Origin of the sequence: Necropsobacter rosorum, assembly GCF_964241405.1 — a bacterium.
GTDB lineage: Bacteria > Pseudomonadota > Gammaproteobacteria > Enterobacterales > Pasteurellaceae > Necropsobacter > Necropsobacter rosorum.
Map to the genome: position 1 here is coordinate 25,746 of NZ_CAXSXF010000007.1, position 18,324 is coordinate 44,069.

Below are 18,324 nucleotides of genomic sequence, written 5' to 3' on the forward strand. Positions count from 1 at the left end.
CTTTAATCACTTAAAGTGCGGTTCGAATTTAAAAAGATTTCAGCGTTTATTCCGCGTCATCGGCCATATTTAACATTTCCGCCAGACTGGCTGTCGCATCGTCTGCGGTAAAGGTAAATTCGGCGGCGATTTCCTCATCGTCAATCGCAGACAGCTTAGTCGGCGCATCCGCTTCGACAATACCTGCCGCACGGTTTTTCACGCGGTTCTGATGGTAAGCGAAACCGGTACCGGCCGGAATTAAGCGGCCGACAATCACGTTTTCTTTCAGACCGCGTAATTCATCACGTTTTCCGGCTACGGCGGCTTCCGTCAGCACGCGGGTAGTTTCCTGGAACGAGGCGGCGGAAATAAAGGATTCCGTTGCCAGTGACGCTTTGGTAATACCCAGCAATTCGCGTTCAAATTCTACCAACGGTTTGCCTTCCGCTTCGCGTTTGCGGTTCACGATTTTCACGCGCGCCACTTCCACTTGCTCGCCTTCTAAGAATTCGGAATCGTAAGCGTTGGTGATGATCGCTTTACGCAGCATCTGGCGCACGATAACTTCGATATGTTTATCGTTAATTTTTACCCCTTGCAGGCGGTAAACTTCCTGCACTTCGTTGACGATATAATCCGTCACCGCGTGCACGCCGCGCAAACGTAAAATATCGTGCGGAGTTTCCGCGCCGTCGGAAATCAGATCGCCGCGCTGTACCATTTCGCCTTCGAATACGTTGAGCTGACGCCATTTCGGAATCATTTCTTCGTACACTTCGCCTTCGGCCGGCGTAATCAATAAGCGGCGTTTACCTTTGGTTTCTTTACCGAAGGAAACAATACCGGAAATTTCCGCCAGAATCGCCGGTTCTTTCGGTTTACGCGCTTCAAACAAGTCGGCAACGCGCGGCAGACCACCGGTAATATCCTTGGTACCGACGGATTCCTGCGGAATACGCGCCAGCGGTTCACCGATCGACACTTCCGCACCGTCATCCAGCGTTACGATCGCTTTACCCGGTAAGAAATACTGCGCTAAAACATCCGTACCCGGAATAAAGATATCGTTACCTTTGGCATCAACCAGCTTCAAGGCCGGACGCAAGTCTTTCCCTGCGGTCGCACGTTCACCCACATCCTGTACCACAATGGAAGATAAACCGGTCAGCTCATCAGTTTGACGGGTAACGGTCAGACCGTCAACAATATCCACGAATTTCACGAAACCGCTCACTTCGGAAACCACCGGCATGGTATGCGGATCCCAGTTCGCCACCACTTCGCCGGCGGTTACATCCTGACCGTCGCCTTTGCTCAGCACGGCACCGTAAGGCACTTTATAATGCTCTTTGGTACGGCCGAAGGTGTCAATAATCGTCATTTCGGTATTACGCGAAGTTAATACCAGCTTACCGTCTTTGTTGGTGACGGATTTCACGTTCGCCAAGCGCAACGTACCGGTATTTTTCACCTGAACGCTGGATTCTTTCGCCGCCGCGGACGCCGCACCACCGATATGGAAAGTACGCATGGTCAACTGAGTACCCGGTTCACCGATAGATTGCGCGGCAATTACGCCAACCGCTTCACCCTGATTAATCAAATGCCCGCGCGCCAGATCGCGTCCGTAACATTTCGCACAGACACCGAAATCGGTATTACAGGTAACGACCGACCGCACTTTGATGCTGTCCACGGAATTTTCATCAATCAGATCACACAGTTTTTCATCCAGCAACGTATTGCGCGGAATCAATACTTCTTCGGTACCCGGTTTGAGAATATCTTCCGCCGCCACACGACCTAATACGCGATCGCGCAACGCTTCTTTTACATCACCGCCTTCGATTAACGGAGTCATGACGATACCTTCGTGCGTACCGCAATCATCTTCGACAATCACCAAATCCTGCGCCACGTCAACCAAACGACGGGTCAGATAACCGGAGTTTGCCGTTTTCAATGCGGTATCCGCCAACCCTTTACGCGCACCGTGCGTGGAAATAAAGTATTGCAGTACGTTCAGCCCTTCACGGAAGTTCGCGGTAATCGGCGTTTCGATAATTGAGCCGTCCGGACGAGCCATCAGACCACGCATCCCCGCCAGCTGACGAATCTGTGCCGCAGAACCACGCGCCCCGGAATCCGCCATCATAAAGATACTGTTGAAAGAAGCCTGTTTTTCCGGCTGACCGTCACGGTTGATCACCTCTTCGGTGGACAGATTTTCCATCATCGCTTTGGCAACCCGTTCATTCGCCGCCGCCCAAATATCGATCACTTTGTTATAGCGCTCGCCGGCGGTCACCAGACCGGACTGGAATTGCTCCTGAATTTCAGCCACTTCTTTTTCCGCCGCAGAAATAATTTCGTATTTCTTCGCCGGGATCACCATATCGTCGATACCGACGGAAGAACCGGAACGTGCCGCATAGGCAAAACCGGTGTACATAATCTGGTCGGCAAACAGCACGCTGGCTTTCAGCCCCAGACGACGGTAACTTTCGTTAATTAATTTCGAGATCGCTTTTTTGCCTAATGTCTGGTTAAACAGTTTGAATGGCATGCCTTTTGGCGCAATCATCCATAAAATCGCACGACCGATTGTGGTCTCCACCAAATTAGTTTGCGGCACAAATTCGTCCGCGGCATTTTTCACATATTCGGTGATCCGCACTTTAACGCGGGAATGCAGTTCCACCTGACCGGTACGATAGGCTTTTTCCGCTTCGCGCGGGTCTTGCAGCAACATGCCTTCGCCTTTACCGTTAACTTTGTCGCGGGTCATGTAATACAGCCCCAGCACCACGTCTTGCGACGGCACGATAATCGGCTCGCCGTTGGCCGGCGATAAAATGTTGTTGGTGGACATCATTAACGCACGCGCTTCCAATTGCGCTTCCAGTGTCAACGGCACATGAACCGCCATTTGGTCACCGTCGAAGTCGGCGTTGAACGCCGCACACACCAACGGATGCAACTGAATCGCTTTACCTTCGATTAAAATCGGTTCGAACGCCTGAATCCCCAAACGGTGCAATGTCGGCGCACGGTTTAACAGAATCGGATGTTCGCGGATAACTTCAGCCAGAATATCCCATACGATCGCATCTTCGCGTTCCACCATTTTTTTCGCCGCTTTGATGGTAGTGGCAAAACCGCGGCTTTCTAATTTGGCATAAATAAACGGACGGAACAGTTCCAGCGCCATTTTTTTCGGTAAACCGCACTGGTGTAAATGCAGATACGGCCCGACGGTAATTACGGAACGACCGGAATAGTCCACACGTTTACCGAGCAGGTTCTGACGGAAACGCCCCTGTTTACCCTTGATCATATCCGCCAGCGATTTCAGCGGACGACGGTTGGAACCGGTGATGGCGCGACCGCGACGGCCGTTATCTAAAAGCGCGTCAACGGATTCCTGCAGCATGCGTTTTTCATTACGCACGATAATATCCGGTGCGATTAAATCCAGTAAGCGTTTTAACCGGTTGTTACGGTTGATGACGCGACGATACAAATCGTTCAAATCGGAGGTGGCAAAACGGCCGCCGTCCAACGGTACCAACGGACGCAAATCCGGCGGCAGCACCGGCAATACGGTCATCACCATCCATTCCGGTTTATTGCCGGACTGGATAAAGGCTTCCAGTAATTTCAAGCGTTTCGTGATTTTTTTGCGTTTGGTTTCGGAATTGGTTTCCTGCAATTCTTCACGCAGGGTTTCGCATTCCTGTTCCAAATCCATATCGCGCAACAGCGCCTGAATGGCTTCCGCGCCCATTTTGGCATCAAATTCGTCAGCCCAGCGATCTTCCGCATCCATATATTGTTCTTCGGTCAGCAGTTGGCCTTTTTCCAGATCCGTCATGCCCGGTTCGATAACAATATAGGATTCAAAATACAGCACGCGTTCGATATCGCGCAGCGGCATATCCAGCAATAAACCGATACGCGACGGCAGCGATTTTAAAAACCAGATATGTGCGACCGGCGAGGCCAGTTCGATATGCCCCATGCGTTCACGGCGCACTTTCGCCTGCGTCACTTCAACGCCGCATTTTTCACAGATGACGCCGCGGTGTTTCAAACGTTTATATTTACCGCATAAACATTCATAATCTTTTACCGGCCCGAAAATACGCGCGCAGAACAAGCCGTCACGTTCGGGTTTGAATGTACGATAATTAATGGTTTCCGGTTTTTTAACTTCACCGTATGACCAGGAACGGATCATATCGGGTGAGGCTAATCCAATTTTAATCACATCAAAATCTTCGGAAGTTTTTGATTGCGTTTTTAAAAACTTAACTAAGTCTTTCACAGATTTGCTCCTGTCGGAGTTAAACTTATTCAAGTGCGGTCAAAATTTTTAACATTTCCACCGCACTTGGGCGTACTTTCAAAGTGTTACATGTCGTAACCGACAAACTCGGCACTTCCCGAACCGCGCGCGCATCGGCGCCGGCCGGGAAGATTGGCTACTCTTCGTCCAGATCAATGTTGATCCCGAGGGAACGGATTTCTTTCATAATGACGTTGAAAGATTCCGGCGTACCCGGATCCATCTGATGGGTGCCGCCGACGATATTTTTATACATCTTGGTACGGCCGTTCACATCATCGGATTTCACGGTTAGCATTTCCTGCAACGTGTAGGCGGCGCCGTATGCTTCCAGCGCCCATACTTCCATTTCACCGAAACGCTGACCGCCGAACTGCGCTTTACCGCCCAACGGCTGCTGCGTAACCAGACTGTAAGAACCGGTCGAACGCGCGTGCATTTTGTCATCCACCAAGTGATTCAGTTTGAGCATGTACATATAACCGACGGTAACCGGACGCTCGAATTTTTCACCGGTACGCCCGTCATACAGGGTAATCTGACCGGAAGTCGGCAAACCGCCCAGCGCCAACAGGCCTTTGATTTCTTCTTCGTGCGCACCGTCAAATACCGGTGTCGCCAGCGGCATACCTTTACGCAGGTTCTGCGCCAGTCGCATCACTTCTTCATCGGTAAAGGTGGTTAAATCCACAACCTGCGAACCGCCGCCCAAATCATAGGCTTTCTGGATATAGCCGCGCAGTTTTTCCACATCCTGTTTTTGTTTGATCATCGCGTTGATCTGATCACCGATACCTTTCGCCGCCAGACCTAAGTGGGTTTCCAGAATCTGACCGATATTCATACGCGACGGTACGCCCAACGGATTCAATACGATATCCACCGGCTGACCGTTTTCATCGTACGGCATATCTTCGATCGGGTTAATTTTGGAGATAACCCCTTTGTTACCGTGACGACCCGCCATTTTATCACCCGGCTGAATCTGACGTTTCACCGCAAGATAAACTTTCACTACTTTCAATACGCCCGGCGCCAAATCATCACCTTGAATGATCTTGCCGCGTTTTACTTCCAGTTTGTGTTCGAATTCTTTGCGCAATTCTTCGTATTGTTCCGCCAGCTGCTCGAGCTGATTTTGTTTCGCTTCATCGGCTAATGTCTGTTCCAGCCATTTGCTGCGCTCCAGTTTATCCAGCTGTTTGGCATCAGCGCCGCCGGCAATCAAGACATTGCGCACACGGGCAAATAAACCGGCTTCCAGAATTTCAAGCTCTTCCACCAGATCTTTTTTCGCCTGTTTTAATTGCATTTCTTCAATTTCAAGCGCCCGTTTGTCTTTTTCCACGCCGTCGCGGGTGAATACCTGCACGTCGATTACCGTACCGGAAACGCTGTTCGGCACGCGTAAAGAAGAGTCTTTAACATCGGAGGCTTTTTCACCGAAAATCGCGCGTAACAATTTTTCTTCCGGCGTTAACTGGGTTTCGCCTTTCGGCGTAACTTTACCGACCAGAATATCACCGCCGCGCACTTCCGCACCGATATAGACGATACCGGATTCGTCCAGTTTGCTTAACGCCGCTTCCCCGACATTCGGGATATCGGCGGTAATTTCTTCCGAGCCCAGTTTAGTATCGCGCGCCACACAGGATAATTCCTGAATATGAATTGTGGTGAAGCGATCTTCCTGCACCACACGTTCGGACACCAACATGGAGTCTTCAAAGTTATAACCGTTCCACGGCATGAACGCCACGCGCATATTCTGACCCAGCGCCAGTTCGCCCAAATCAGTGGACGGGCCGTCGGCCAGAATTTCGCCGCGCTCAATCGGTTCGCCCAATTCCACGCAAGGAATCTGGTTGATACAGGTGTTTTGGTTGGAACGGGTGTATTTGATCAGGTTGTAAATATCAATACCCGCTTCGCCGGCGACGGTTTCGTCTTCATTGACTTTCACCACGATACGCGAGGCGTCCACATATTGGATGGTACCGCCGCGTTTTGCCACTACCGCCACACCGGAGTCCAGCGCCACCGGTTTTTCCATACCGGTACCGACCAACGGTTTATCCGCGCGCAGCGTCGGCACGGCCTGACGTTGCATGTTCGCCCCCATCAAGGCACGGTTCGCATCGTCGTGTTCAAGGAACGGAATCAGTGCCGCCGCCACGGAAACCACCTGCTGAGTGGAAACATCCATATAATGAATTTCTTCCGGACGATATAAACCGGACTCACCGTATTCACCGCGACAGGTAACGAATGCGTCGGTAAAACGTAAATTTTCGTCCAGATTGGAGTTGGCCTGCGCAATGACATATTTGCCTTCTTCAATCGCCGACAGATATTCGATTTCTTCCGTAACCTGACCGTTAATCACTTTACGATACGGTGTTTCTAAAAAGCCGTAGTCGTTGGTACGCGCATACACCGACAATGAGTTAATCAAACCGATATTCGGCCCTTCCGGAGTTTCGATCGGACAAACACGACCATAGTGCGTTGCGTGTACGTCGCGCACTTCAAAGCCGGCACGCTCGCGGGTTAAACCGCCCGGGCCCAGTGCGGAAATACGCCGTTTGTGGGTAACTTCCGACAGCGGATTGTTCTGATCCATAAACTGAGACAGCTGGGAAGAACCGAAAAATTCCTTCACTGCGGCGGAAATCGGTTTGGCATTGATTAAATCCTGCGGAGTGATCGCATCCAGATCGCCTAATGACAAACGCTCTTTCACCGCACGTTCCACACGCACCAGACCGATACGGAACTGATTTTCTGCCATTTCGCCGACAGAACGGATACGACGGTTGCCCAGATGGTCAATATCGTCCACTTCACCGCGACCGTTTCGGATGTCAATTAATTTTTTCATCACGCTGACGATATCTTCTTTGCTGAGAATACCGCTGCCGGTTGTTTCTTCAATGCCTAAAGAGCGGTTGAATTTCATCCGACCGACGGCGGAAAGATCATAGCGTTCCTGTGAGAAGAATAAGTTATCGAACAAGCCTTCCGCGGCTTCTTTTGTCGGCGGCTCGCCCGGACGCATCATGCGGTAGATTTCCACCAGTGCGCTTAAACGATCGCTGGACGGATCAACGCGTAAGGTTTCCGAAATATAAGGGCCGTAATCCAAATCATTGGTGAACAGGGTTTCGATGGTGGTATAGCCTGCCTGCGCCAGTTTGGCCAACAATTCCAAGGAGATTTCCATATTGGCGGGACAAATCAGTTCGCCGGATTCTAAATCCACATAATCTTTTGCCGCCACTTTACCGACGATATATTCGGTCGGCACTTCAACCTGAGTGACCTGATCTTTTTCCAGCGCGCGGATATGACGGGCGGTAATGCGACGACCGCGTTCCACATATACTTTTCCGTTGGCTTCAATATCGAAAGATGCGGTTTCGCCGCGTAATCTTTCCGGCACTAAGGTCATTAATAATTTATTGCCCTGAATTTCAAACTGGATTTTGTCAAAAAACAGATCCAGAATTTCTTCCGTGCTGTAATTTAATGCACGCAAGATAATGGTTGCCGGCAATTTACGACGGCGGTCGATACGGGCATATAAATTGTCTTTCGGATCAAACTCGAAATCCAGCCATGAGCCGCGGTAAGGAATAATGCGTGCGTTATACAGCACTTTACCGGATGAGTGGGTTTTACCTTTATCGCTGTCGAAAAAGACGCCGGGACTACGATGCAGCTGCGACACGATAACACGCTCGGTACCGTTAATTACAAAGGTACCGTTATCGGTCATCAGCGGGATTTCGCCCATATATACTTCTTGTTCTTTAATATCTTTAATGGTGCCGGGCGCCGCATCCTTATCATAGCTGACTAAACGTAATTTTACGCGTAACGGCGCAGCGAAAGTGGTGCCGCGAATCTGACATTCTCTGACATCGAACACCGGTTCGCCCAATTGATAACTGACATATTGCAGCTCGGTATTTCCGTTATTGCTTACAATCGGAAAAACGGAACGAAACGCCGCTTCCAGACCTTGCTGGCCTTCCGCATCGCGTTGAATGAATTTATCGAAAGAATCGAGTTGAATGGTTAATAAATAAGGGACATTTAAAACTTGCGGACGTTTGCCGAAGTCTTTACGAATACGTTTTTTCTCGGTATATGAGTAAACCATAGGGTTCCTCTGCTTGCTGTTCAGTGACCCAATCGTACCTGCATCAGAGATGCGAAAGCCGTACGACAATGATTAACCGTTAATAATGACCGCACTCTGAACCTTACTTCTGTAGTGGGACGATAACTCAAAATAAAGACTTAATCTTGAGTAAGATAGAAACCATAACGGCTAATGTATTCCTATCCTGGGATAACACAAAAGGCTAGACGAAATATTCATCTAGCCGGGAATGCGAAATTCGGACGGATGATTATACAAAAACTGCCGGCTTAAGGCAATAAAATTCATTAATAAATTTCCCAAAAGTGCGGTGATTTTTTCCGCCGTTTCGGCAAACCGGCCGGTTTGTCAATCCCGGTTTATCCTGTCGCTGAAAATAAAAAAGCCAACGATCTCCCGTTGGCTTTCTCGCATCTGCAAGTAAAATCAGTAATTATTTGATTTCTACCTGTGCGCCCGCTTCTTCTAAAGATTTTTTCAGTTCTTCAGCTTCAGCTTTAGCGATGCCTTCTTTTAATACTGCAGGTGCAGATTCAACTAAGTCTTTCGCTTCTTTCAAGCCTAAACCTGTTGCACCGCGAACCGCTTTAATGACTGCAACTTTGTTTGCACCAGCTGCGGCAAGAACCACATCGAATTCAGTTTTTTCTTCAGCGGCTTCAGCCGGACCAGCTGCAACAGCAACCGCCGCAGCGGCAGCAGAAACACCGAATTTTTCTTCCATTGCAGAAATTAATTCTACGATTTCAGTGACAGATTTAGAAGCGATCGCTTCAATGATTTGTTCGTTAGTTAATGACATAACAATCAATTCCTAAAGTAAATAAATTAAACCAGTTAAGAAACGCTTGGATTAAGCCGCTTCCTGTAATTTGTCGCGGTATGCCGCAAGTGTGCGTACAAGTTTGCCTGCCGCAGCTTCTTTCATAGTACCCATTAAACGTGCAATTGCTTCTTCGTAAGTCGGTAATGTTGCTAAGAATTCAACATCTTGGATCTTACCTTCAAAGGCGGCACCTTTAATTTCAAACTTATCGTTTGCTTTTGCGAAATCTTTGAATAAGCGCGCTGCCGCACCCGGATGTTCGTTAGAAAACGCGATAAGTGTCGGACCGACAAAGGTATCTTTCAGACACTCGTAATCTGTTCCTTCAACCGCACGACGTAATAAAGTATTACGCACCACACGGATTGAAACGCCAGCCTCACGAGCCGTTTTACGCAATTCGGTCATTTTATCGACGGTAACGCCGCGGGAATCCGCGATAACCGCCGATAGGGCACCTTTGGCTGCTTCATTTACTTCGGCAACAATCGCTTGTTTGTCTTGAAGATTTAATGCCATTGGCTGTTAGCTCCTGAATACACTCCGATTGCTCGGAATAAAATTACCCGATACACAACATCGGGACGGATTAGGTGCACAGAAGCAAGAAAAATTCTTATTCTGTATCACCATCTACGTAGGATAATTAAGACCGAAACCGGATTTACGCGATTTCAATCCCCTACGGTCTTGGACGGGGCTTGATAAAGGTCAAGCACCATCAGAACATTATGCCTGAAAGGCATAAATGAGGGCGTGTATTATATATACAATGCACACCCTTGTAAAGCAGGATACGGATTATAAGCTGGCGTGATCCACCGCAACACCGGCACCCTGTGTGGTAGAAAGACTGACTTTCTTAATAAAGATACCTTTTGCGCTGGCAGGTTTTGCTTTGTTCAGCGCGGCGAGTAACGCCTGTAAGTTCTCTTTTAAATGCTCCGGTGAGAAATCCGCTTTACCGATAGTGGTATGGATAATACCGTTTTTATCATTGCGGTAACGAACCTGACCGGATTTTGCGTTTTTAACCGCTTCAGCCACATTCGGCGTAACCGTACCGACTTTCGGGTTCGGCATTAAGCCGCGAGGACCTAAGATCTGCCCTAACTGACCGACCACGCGCATCGCATCAGGGGATGCGATAACAACGTCGAAATTCATTTCGCCTTTTTTGATCTGTTCGGCCAAATCTTCCATACCTACTAAATCCGCGCCGGCTTCTTTAGCGGCGTCAGCGTTCGCACCCTGTGTAAATACGGCGACACGCACGGAACGACCGGTACCGTTCGGCAGTACGGTTGCTCCGCGAACATTCTGATCGGATTTACGCGCATCAATACCCAGATTAACGGCGACATCAACGCTCTCAACGAATTTTGCCGTAGCAAATTGTTTTAATACGGCGATCGCTTCATTGATTTCATAGACTTTGTTGGAATCAACACCGGCTTTAATCGCTTTCATACGTTTAGTTAGTTTAGCCATTGATTAGTCCTCCACTACCAGACCCATTGAACGTGCGGTACCTTCAATAGATTTCATCTTGGTTTCAACAGTCGCACCAGTCATATCAGCTGCTTTAACTTCAGCGATTTCACGCACTTGCGCACGGGTTACTTTACCGACTTTTTCTTTGTTCGGTTTACCTGAACCGGATTTTACGCCCGCCGCTTTTTTCAGCAATACGGCCGCCGGAGGGGTTTTTGTCACAAAGGTGAATGAACGGTCCGCATAAACGGTGATTACAACCGGAATCGGCAAGCCTTTTTCGAGGCTTTCGGTACGCGCATTGAACGCTTTACAGAATTCCATGATGTTCACACCCTGCTGACCCAAAGCCGGACCGACCGGTGGTGAAGGATTTGCCATACCCGCCGCAACCTGCAGCTTAACGTAGGCTTGTACTTTTTTTGCCATTTTAGTTTCCTCTTAATGGGTAATAACGCTATTGCTAGCTCCCCTGTGTTTACGAAAGGCCGTATTCTAATCAAACACGACCTCTATTTCAAGTAAAATTATCGCCGCTTCGTTCGCCCGCAGCGCCTGCCGTCAGGTCAAAAGTGCGGTCGAAAATTAACGCGTTTTTTCTACCTGACCGAATTCCAGTTCAACCGGTGTGGCACGACCAAAAATAGACACGGACACTTTGAGCCGGCCTTTTTCGTAGTCCACTTCTTCCACCGTGCCGTTGAAATCGGCAAACGGCCCTTCGGTGACTCGCACTTCTTCGCCCGGTTGGAACATGGTGCGCGGTTTCGGTTTATCGGAATTCTGCTCAAGGCGATTTAAAATAATATCCGCTTCACGATTGCTGATCGGCGCCGGTTTATCCGGTGTTCCGCCGATAAAACCCATCACGCGCGGCACACTGCGTACCAGCTGCCAGGTATAATCGTTCATTTCCATTTGCACTAATACATAGCCCGGAAAATACTTACGTTCACTTTTACGGCGTTTACCGCCGACATTCTCAACCACTTCTTCCGTCGGCACTAAGACTTCGCCGAACTGATCTTCCATCTGATGAAGTTTAATATATTCACGCAAAGTTGCGGCCACACGCCCTTCAAAACCTGAAAAGGCCTGTAACACATACCAACGTTTTTTTGCTGCATTTTCCGTCATCTTAGAACCTCAAATCCGTCAAAAATGTAACTACCGATACGATAATCGAATCCAATCCCCACAAAATGAGTGATACGACCACCGTGACGCCCATCACAATCAAGGTTGTCTGCATTGCTTCCTGACGGGTAGGCCATACGACTTTTCTTAATTCCGTTCTGGAATCCTTCAAAAATCCGCGCGCTCTAGTACCTTGATTGGTTACCGCCGCAATACCCAGCGCGGCAAGTAATAACACAACAACACCGACGACACGCACGGGAGCCGAAAATTGCTCGACCAAATAAATATTACCTAATGCAGCAGCGGCAATGACAACCACTACAAGCAGCCACAAAACGTTATTTGCCCCTTTGGATTTTTGCTCATCCACGATTTCCGGAGCATTTTTCTTTTTATCAATCTCTAACGCCATAATTTAATCCATTATTCAACTGTTAACACAGGGATCCGCTTTGAACGCGTGATTGTAGCACTTTCTGATTTTATTGCCTATCAAAAATATCCGCTTTTACGACATATTTTTATGCCATAACAAAAAGGGTATCTTTCGATACCCTCTTGATTTCGTCCGTTCGCTTGATTATTTAATAATCTTCGCCACCACGCCCGCACCTACTGTACGGCCGCCTTCACGAATCGCGAAACGTAAACCCTGGTCCATCGCAATCGGGTGAATCAGGCTGACTGTCATTTTGATGTTATCGCCCGGCATTACCATTTCCACGCCTTCCGGTAATTCGATGGTTCCGGTTACGTCTGTGGTACGGAAATAGAACTGTGGACGGTAGCCTTTGAAGAACGGAGTATGACGGCCGCCTTCTTCTTTGGACAATACATACACTTCAGATTCGAAATCAGTGTGCGGAGTGATTGAACCCGGTTTCGCCAATACCTGACCACGTTCGATTTCTTCACGTTTGGTACCGCGCAGTAATGCACCGATGTTTTCACCTGCACGACCTTCGTCTAACAGTTTACGGAACATTTCAACACCGGTTACGGTGGTTTTTGCTGTCGGTTTGATACCTACGATTTCCACTTCATCACCGGTACGGATAATACCGCGTTCTACACGTCCGGTTACCACGGTACCACGACCGGAGATAGAGAACACGTCTTCGATTGGTAATAAGAACGGTTGGTCGATAGCACGTTCCGGTTCAGGAATGTAAGTGTCCAAGTGGTTTGCAAGTTCAAGAATTTTTTCTTCCCATGCCGCATCGCCTTCCAGCGCTTTTAATGCCGAACCGCGTACGATTGGCGTATCATCGCCCGGGAAGTCATACTGGGACAGAAGTTCACGCACTTCCATTTCCACTAATTCTAATAATTCTTCATCATCCACCATATCGCATTTGTTTAAGAATACGATGATGTAAGGTACGCCTACCTGACGACCTAATAAGATGTGTTCACGAGTCTGTGGCATCGGGCCGTCGGTTGCCGCTACCACTAAGATAGCACCGTCCATCTGTGCCGCACCGGTAATCATGTTTTTCACATAGTCCGCGTGTCCCGGGCAGTCAACGTGTGCGTAGTGACGAGTCGGCGTGTCGTATTCAACGTGTGAAGTGTTGATGGTGATACCGCGCGCTTTTTCTTCCGGCGCGTTATCAATCTGGTCGAATGCGCGTGCCGCACCGCCGTAATGTTTGGATAATACCGTTGTAATCGCTGCGGTTAAAGTTGTTTTACCATGGTCAACGTGGCCGATTGTACCCACGTTAACGTGCGGTTTTGTACGTTCAAATTTTTCTTTAGACATTGAGAGTCCCTCTAAACAAACACGGTTATCGATGGTTCAATATACCACATTAACCAAATGTAGAAAATCAAGTAATGCTAATCAGGAGAGTGAAATCAAGAAGTGGTGCTGATAGGCGGATTTGAACCGCCGACCTCACCCTTACCAAGGGTGCGCTCTACCAACTGAGCTATATCAGCGCTTTACTTGGAGCGGGCAGCGGGAATCGAACCCGCATCATCAGCTTGGAAGGCTGAGGTAATAGCCATTATACGATGCCCGCAGTCCTAAATTCATCTGTCCCATCAGGATTTATTAAAATGGTGGAGGGGGAAGGATTCGAACCTTCGAAGGCTGAGCCGGCAGATTTACAGTCTGCTCCCTTTGGCCGCTCGGGAACCCCTCCGCATTTAACAAAACACTTGTTTATGAGAATGGTGCCGACTATCGGAATCGAACTGATGACCTACTGATTACAAGTCAGTTGCTCTACCTACTGAGCTAAGTCGGCGTCATAAGCAAGTGAGGCGTATTATAGGGAAAAATTTACCTGTGACAAGCATTTTTTAGCAAAAAAATCTTTTTTTTTAATCATTCGTCTATTTCTCAAACAAAACGCATAAATTTTATAAAAAAAGTTGTAATTTAACGAAAATTTTTATGCGCAAGCGTGCATTTATAAGGTATATTCCCCCTATCCGATTATCAATTACAGGTGCAAAGATTACCGTGAAACCGTCAATGCAGGACGTCTATTCAAGCCAGTTAACGCCTTTTCTCACCTTTAACCGCCGGCAATGGGCCGAATTGCGCAAGTCCGTTCCGCTGAAACTGACCGAACAGGATCTCAAGCCCCTGCTCGGCTTCAATGAAGATCTTTCTTTAGATGAAGTTAGCACCATTTATCTGCCGCTGGCTCGTCTGATTAACTATTATATCGAAGAAAACCTGCATCGCCGCACCGTATTAAACCGCTTCCTCGGCGGTCAGCGCCCCGAAGTGCCTTATATTATCAGCATTGCGGGCAGCGTTGCCGTGGGTAAAAGCACCTCGGCAAGAATTCTGCAATCCTTGCTTTCCAACTGGCCGGAAGTACGCAAAGTGGATCTGATTACCACCGACGGTTTTTTGTATCCGCTGGCAAAATTAAAACAGGATAACCTGCTGCATAAAAAAGGCTTCCCCGTATCCTACGACACACCGCGCCTGATACGCTTTTTAGCCGACGTCAAATCTGGCAAAGCGGAGGTTCAGGCACCGATTTACTCCCATTTAACCTATGATATCGTGCCGGATCGGTTTAATATCGTTGACCGGCCGGATATTCTGATTCTGGAAGGACTGAATGTGCTGCAAACCGGCGGCAGCAATGCCAACCAGACGTTTGTCTCCGATTTCGTCGACTTTGCCGTCTATGTGGATGCGGAAGAAGCGTTGCTGAAAGAATGGTACATCCGTCGTTTTCTCAAATTCCGCCAAAGCGCATTTAACGATCCGAACTCCTATTTCAAACATTACGCCGCCCTGTCCGAAGGGGAAGCGATTGAAACCGCAGGAAAAATCTGGGATGACATTAACGGATTAAATTTAAAACAGAATATCCTGCCGACCCGCGAACGAGCCAATCTGATTTTGAAAAAAGGCGCGGATCACGCGGTGGAACTGGTCAAGTTAAGAAAATAATCGCAAAAACGACCGCACTTTTGAGCGGCGCATTAACCGTTTTTCACCATTTCCTTCCCTTGTGGCGTTCACTCCACCATAAAACAGGCGATTTTCGCCCCGTCGGGATAAGTCTTCAACGGCGGTTGCTGTTGCCGGCAGTGCGCCGTCGCAAGATGACAACGGGTATGAAAGGCGCAGCCCTGCGGCGGGTTCAGCGGACTTGGCAGCTCACCTTGCAGTTTAATCCGCTGACGCCGTAATGCCGGCGAAAGCCGCGGCGTGGCGGAAAGCAGCGCCTGCGTATAAGGATGACGCGGATGGCTGAAAATCTGCTGCCGGCTTCCCTGCTCGACGCAGCGCCCCAAATACATGACCATTACCTCATCGGCAATATGTTCCACCACCGATAAATCATGGGAAATAAACACATAGGACAAACCCAGCTCGTTTTGCAGCGCCAGCATTAAGTTCAGTACCTGCGCCCGTACGGATACATCCAGCGCCGACACTGGTTCGTCCGCCACCACGATATCCGGATTCAGCATTAAACCGCGCGCAATGGCGATACGCTGACGCTGCCCGCCGGAAAACATATGCGGATAACGATCATAAAATTCCGCGCGCAATCCGACTTTCGCCATCATCGCCAGCACACGGGATTGCCGTTCCTGCGCAGAAAGTGCGGTATTAATCATCAACGGTTCCTGCAAAATAGCGCCGATTTTCTTGCGCGGGTTTAACGAGGCATAGGGATTTTGGAATACCAGCTGAATTTTCTGCCGCCGCAATTTCCGGCTGGCATGATCATTTTCCAGCAAATCATGTCCGTTATAATACAACTCCCCTTCGGTAGGCGATTCGATCATGGTCAGTAGGAGCCCCAGCGTCGATTTTCCGCAACCGGATTCTCCCACCACCGCAAGGGTTTTCCCTTTTTCCAGACGGAAAGACACCCCGTCCAACGCTTTCACGGTTTGGCGTGCGGAAAACCAGCCTGATTTCAGCGGATAATATTTTTTCAGATTCACGGCTTCAAGTAACGGTTGCGTTGTTGTCTGCTCAGACATGACTCGGCTCTCCCTGTGAGTTAAGCGGCGTATGGCATTTCACCTGTCGCCCTTGCAACTGATACAAGGGCGGCTCCTCACGCCGGCAATGCTCCGTGGCATAAGGGCAGCGCGGATGCAGCAAGCAACCCTGCGGCCGGTCATATTTACCCGGCACCATGCCCGGTAACGACTGCAAAAGGGACTTACCGGCGGCAAATTCCGGCAACGAACGCAACAACGCCTGCGTATAAGGGTGTCGCGGCGTGGTAAAAATCGCGTCCGCACGGCCTTCCTCTACGATTTGACCGGCATACATCACAATGATACGTTGCGCCGCCTGCGCCACCAACGCCAAATCATGGGTGATCAGCATCAGCGCCATATTCTCTTTTTTCTGCAAATCCAGCAACAGATCCATAATTTGTGCCTGAATAGTAACATCCAGCGCGGTCGTCGGCTCATCAGCAATCAGTAATTTCGGCTTACAGGCAATCGCCATGGCAATCATCACACGCTGGCTCATCCCGCCCGACAATTGATGAGGATAAACCGATAAGCGGGATTCCGGCGCCGGAATGCCGACTAAACGCAGCAGTTCGATCGCCCGTTCACGGCGGGATTTTCGACTGCCGCCCTGATGCACCTTCAATGCCTCCATAATCTGAAATCCGACACTGTAACACGGATTCAGGCTGGTCATCGGATCCTGAAAGATCATCGACACTTCCGCCCCGACCAATTGCCGTCTCTCTTTTTCACTGAGCGTCAGTAAATCGCGGCGATCAAAAACCAGCTCATCGGCGCTGACCCGCCCCGGGTAATCAATTAATCCCATTACCGCCAGTGAACTCACCGATTTTCCCGAACCGGACTCACCGACAATCCCCAGCACTTCCCCTTCATCAATATGAAGGCTAATCCGATCCACGGCGCGAAACAGCGCGTTTTCCTCGCCGAAACCGACGGAAAGACATTCAACGTTCAGTAATGACATAGCTCCCCCGCTTACTGCTGTAATTTCGGATCCAGCGCATCGCGCAAACCGTCGCCCATCAGATTAAACGCCAACACCGTCAGCAACACCGCCAATCCCGGAAATGTGACAACCCACCAGGCACGCTGCACAAATTGTAATGCCTCCGCCAGCATCGCGCCCCATTCCGGTGTCGGCGGCTGCGCACCGATCCCTAAAAAGCCAAGCGCCGCCATATCCAAAATCGCATTGGAAAACCCCAACGTGGTTTGCACGATAAGCGGTGCGACACAGTTCGGCAGGATCACGATAAACATCAGCCGTAAAGCGCCTGCGCCCACCACGCGCGAAGCCGTCACATAATCGCGATTAATCTCATTTAACACGGCGGCACGGGTCAGCCGCACATAACTCGGCAACGAAACCAGCGCAATGGCAAAAGACGCGTTCAGCAGCGACGGCCCCAGCACCGCGACAATCGCTATCGCCAGCAATAAACTCGGCAGCGCCAGCATAATATCAATCAGACGCATAATCAGCAGATCCACCACTCCGCCGGCATAACCCGCCAAAAGTCCCAGCGAGACACCAAACACAAAAGCTAAAAAAACCACCAGCAGCCCGATAAACAGCGATAACCGCGCACCGTAAATCAACCGCGACAGAATATCGCGCCCCACATCGTCAGTGCCCAGCACATAATGCCAGCTGCCGCCCTCCTGCCAGGCCGGCGGCATTAACAGCGCCTCTCGCGCCTGGGCAATCGGATCATGCGGCGCCAGCGCATCGGCAAAAATACTGATGAAAAAAATGATAACGATATACGCCAAGCCGATTACCGCACCTTTATTGCGACGAAACCGCGCCCAGAACTCACGCAGCGGCGTTTGCACCGTTATCGGCGTCACTAATTCGGACATCCCCTTGCTCCTTAT

General features: G+C 49.5%; 13 protein-coding genes and 4 tRNA genes. 1 reads left to right on the forward strand and 16 read right to left on the reverse strand.

Annotated features, from left to right (window positions below):
- Nucleotides 1-46 precede the first annotated feature (46 nt).
- The 13 genes from rpoC to ACESOH_RS11125 form a co-directional block, all read right to left on the reverse strand.
- Entirely contained in the window at nt 47-4,309 is a 4,263-nt protein-coding gene (rpoC, locus tag ACESOH_RS11065; protein ID WP_032093556.1) for a DNA-directed RNA polymerase subunit beta', read from the reverse strand.
- A 157-nt stretch (nt 4,310-4,466) separates the two neighbouring features.
- Nucleotides 4,467-8,495 (reverse strand): DNA-directed RNA polymerase subunit beta, encoded by a 4,029-nt coding sequence (gene rpoB, locus ACESOH_RS11070; RefSeq protein ID WP_373101215.1) that lies wholly within the window; start codon nt 8,493-8,495, stop codon nt 4,467-4,469.
- A 436-nt stretch (nt 8,496-8,931) separates the two neighbouring features.
- Entirely contained in the window at nt 8,932-9,300 is a 369-nt protein-coding gene (rplL, locus tag ACESOH_RS11075; RefSeq protein ID WP_032093554.1) for a 50S ribosomal protein L7/L12, read from the reverse strand.
- Between the two features lie 51 nt (nt 9,301-9,351).
- Entirely contained in the window at nt 9,352-9,843 is a 492-nt protein-coding gene (rplJ, locus tag ACESOH_RS11080; RefSeq protein ID WP_373101216.1) for a 50S ribosomal protein L10, read from the reverse strand.
- A gap of 282 nt (nt 9,844-10,125) precedes the next feature.
- Nucleotides 10,126-10,815, reverse strand: a complete 690-nt coding sequence (gene rplA, locus ACESOH_RS11085; protein WP_032093552.1) for a 50S ribosomal protein L1 — start codon at nt 10,813-10,815, stop codon at nt 10,126-10,128.
- Nucleotides 10,816-10,818: 3 nt separating this feature from the next.
- Entirely contained in the window at nt 10,819-11,247 is a 429-nt protein-coding gene (gene rplK / locus ACESOH_RS11090; RefSeq protein WP_032093551.1) for a 50S ribosomal protein L11, read from the reverse strand.
- A gap of 156 nt (nt 11,248-11,403) precedes the next feature.
- The gene (gene nusG / locus ACESOH_RS11095) at nt 11,404-11,955 is read right to left on the reverse strand and encodes a transcription termination/antitermination protein NusG (protein ID WP_032093550.1); all 552 of its coding nucleotides are present in this window, start codon (nt 11,953-11,955) and stop codon (nt 11,404-11,406) included.
- 1 nt (nt 11,956) lies between these two features.
- Nucleotides 11,957-12,370, reverse strand: coding sequence for a preprotein translocase subunit SecE (gene secE, locus ACESOH_RS11100; RefSeq protein ID WP_373101217.1), 414 nt, complete (start codon nt 12,368-12,370; stop codon nt 11,957-11,959).
- A gap of 168 nt (nt 12,371-12,538) precedes the next feature.
- The gene (gene tuf / locus ACESOH_RS11105; protein WP_040976866.1) at nt 12,539-13,723 is read right to left on the reverse strand and encodes an elongation factor Tu; all 1,185 of its coding nucleotides are present in this window, start codon (nt 13,721-13,723) and stop codon (nt 12,539-12,541) included.
- Between the two features lie 103 nt (nt 13,724-13,826).
- Nucleotides 13,827-13,902: transfer RNA gene (locus ACESOH_RS11110), tRNA-Thr, on the reverse strand.
- A gap of 8 nt (nt 13,903-13,910) precedes the next feature.
- Nucleotides 13,911-13,985 (reverse strand) — tRNA-Gly (locus ACESOH_RS11115).
- 38 nt (nt 13,986-14,023) lie between these two features.
- Nucleotides 14,024-14,108, reverse strand: a tRNA-Tyr gene (locus tag ACESOH_RS11120).
- Between the two features lie 29 nt (nt 14,109-14,137).
- Nucleotides 14,138-14,213 (reverse strand) — tRNA-Thr (locus ACESOH_RS11125).
- 230 nt (nt 14,214-14,443) lie between these two features.
- On the opposite strand from ACESOH_RS11125, the gene coaA reads away from it, so the two are divergent.
- The gene (gene coaA / locus ACESOH_RS11130) at nt 14,444-15,385 is read left to right on the forward strand and encodes a type I pantothenate kinase (RefSeq protein WP_032093468.1); all 942 of its coding nucleotides are present in this window, start codon (nt 14,444-14,446) and stop codon (nt 15,383-15,385) included.
- A 68-nt stretch (nt 15,386-15,453) separates the two neighbouring features.
- Here the strand turns inward: coaA and ACESOH_RS11135 are convergent, their stop codons facing one another.
- From ACESOH_RS11135 to dppC, 3 genes are read right to left on the reverse strand one after another with little or no spacing between them, the layout of a single operon-like run.
- Nucleotides 15,454-16,434 (reverse strand): peptide ABC transporter ATP-binding protein, encoded by a 981-nt coding sequence (locus tag ACESOH_RS11135; RefSeq protein WP_373101218.1) that lies wholly within the window; start codon nt 16,432-16,434, stop codon nt 15,454-15,456.
- On the reverse strand, nt 16,427-17,410 hold the full coding sequence (gene dppD / locus ACESOH_RS11140) for a dipeptide ABC transporter ATP-binding protein (RefSeq protein ID WP_373101219.1): 984 nt from the start codon (nt 17,408-17,410) through the stop codon (nt 16,427-16,429). Before dppD ends, ACESOH_RS11135 begins: the two co-directional genes overlap by 8 nt.
- 11 nt (nt 17,411-17,421) lie before the next feature.
- The gene (gene dppC / locus ACESOH_RS11145; RefSeq protein WP_373101220.1) at nt 17,422-18,309 is read right to left on the reverse strand and encodes a dipeptide ABC transporter permease DppC; all 888 of its coding nucleotides are present in this window, start codon (nt 18,307-18,309) and stop codon (nt 17,422-17,424) included.
- Between the last annotated feature and the right edge of the window lie 15 nt (nt 18,310-18,324).

Bases quoted from the DNA above. Each gene is read 5' to 3' on its own strand.
- rpoB (WP_373101215.1), bottom strand. From the start codon at position 8,495: ATGGTTTACTCATATACCGAGAAAAAACGTATTCGTAAAGACTTCGGC.
- rplL (WP_032093554.1), bottom strand. From the start codon at position 9,300: ATGTCATTAACTAACGAACAAATCATTGAAGCGATCGCTTCTAAATCT.
- rplJ (WP_373101216.1), bottom strand. From the start codon at position 9,843: ATGGCATTAAATCTTCAAGACAAACAAGCGATTGTTGCCGAAGTAAAT.
- rplA (WP_032093552.1), bottom strand. From the start codon at position 10,815: ATGGCTAAACTAACTAAACGTATGAAAGCGATTAAAGCCGGTGTTGAT.
- rplK (WP_032093551.1), bottom strand. From the start codon at position 11,247: ATGGCAAAAAAAGTACAAGCCTACGTTAAGCTGCAGGTTGCGGCGGGT.
- nusG (WP_032093550.1), bottom strand. From the start codon at position 11,955: ATGACGGAAAATGCAGCAAAAAAACGTTGGTATGTGTTACAGGCCTTT.
- secE (WP_373101217.1), bottom strand. From the start codon at position 12,370: ATGGCGTTAGAGATTGATAAAAAGAAAAATGCTCCGGAAATCGTGGAT.
- tuf (WP_040976866.1), bottom strand. From the start codon at position 13,723: ATGTCTAAAGAAAAATTTGAACGTACAAAACCGCACGTTAACGTGGGT.
- coaA (WP_032093468.1), top strand. From the start codon at position 14,444: ATGCAGGACGTCTATTCAAGCCAGTTAACGCCTTTTCTCACCTTTAAC.
- ACESOH_RS11135 (WP_373101218.1), bottom strand. From the start codon at position 16,434: ATGTCTGAGCAGACAACAACGCAACCGTTACTTGAAGCCGTGAATCTG.
- dppD (WP_373101219.1), bottom strand. From the start codon at position 17,410: ATGTCATTACTGAACGTTGAATGTCTTTCCGTCGGTTTCGGCGAGGAA.
- dppC (WP_373101220.1), bottom strand. From the start codon at position 18,309: ATGTCCGAATTAGTGACGCCGATAACGGTGCAAACGCCGCTGCGTGAG.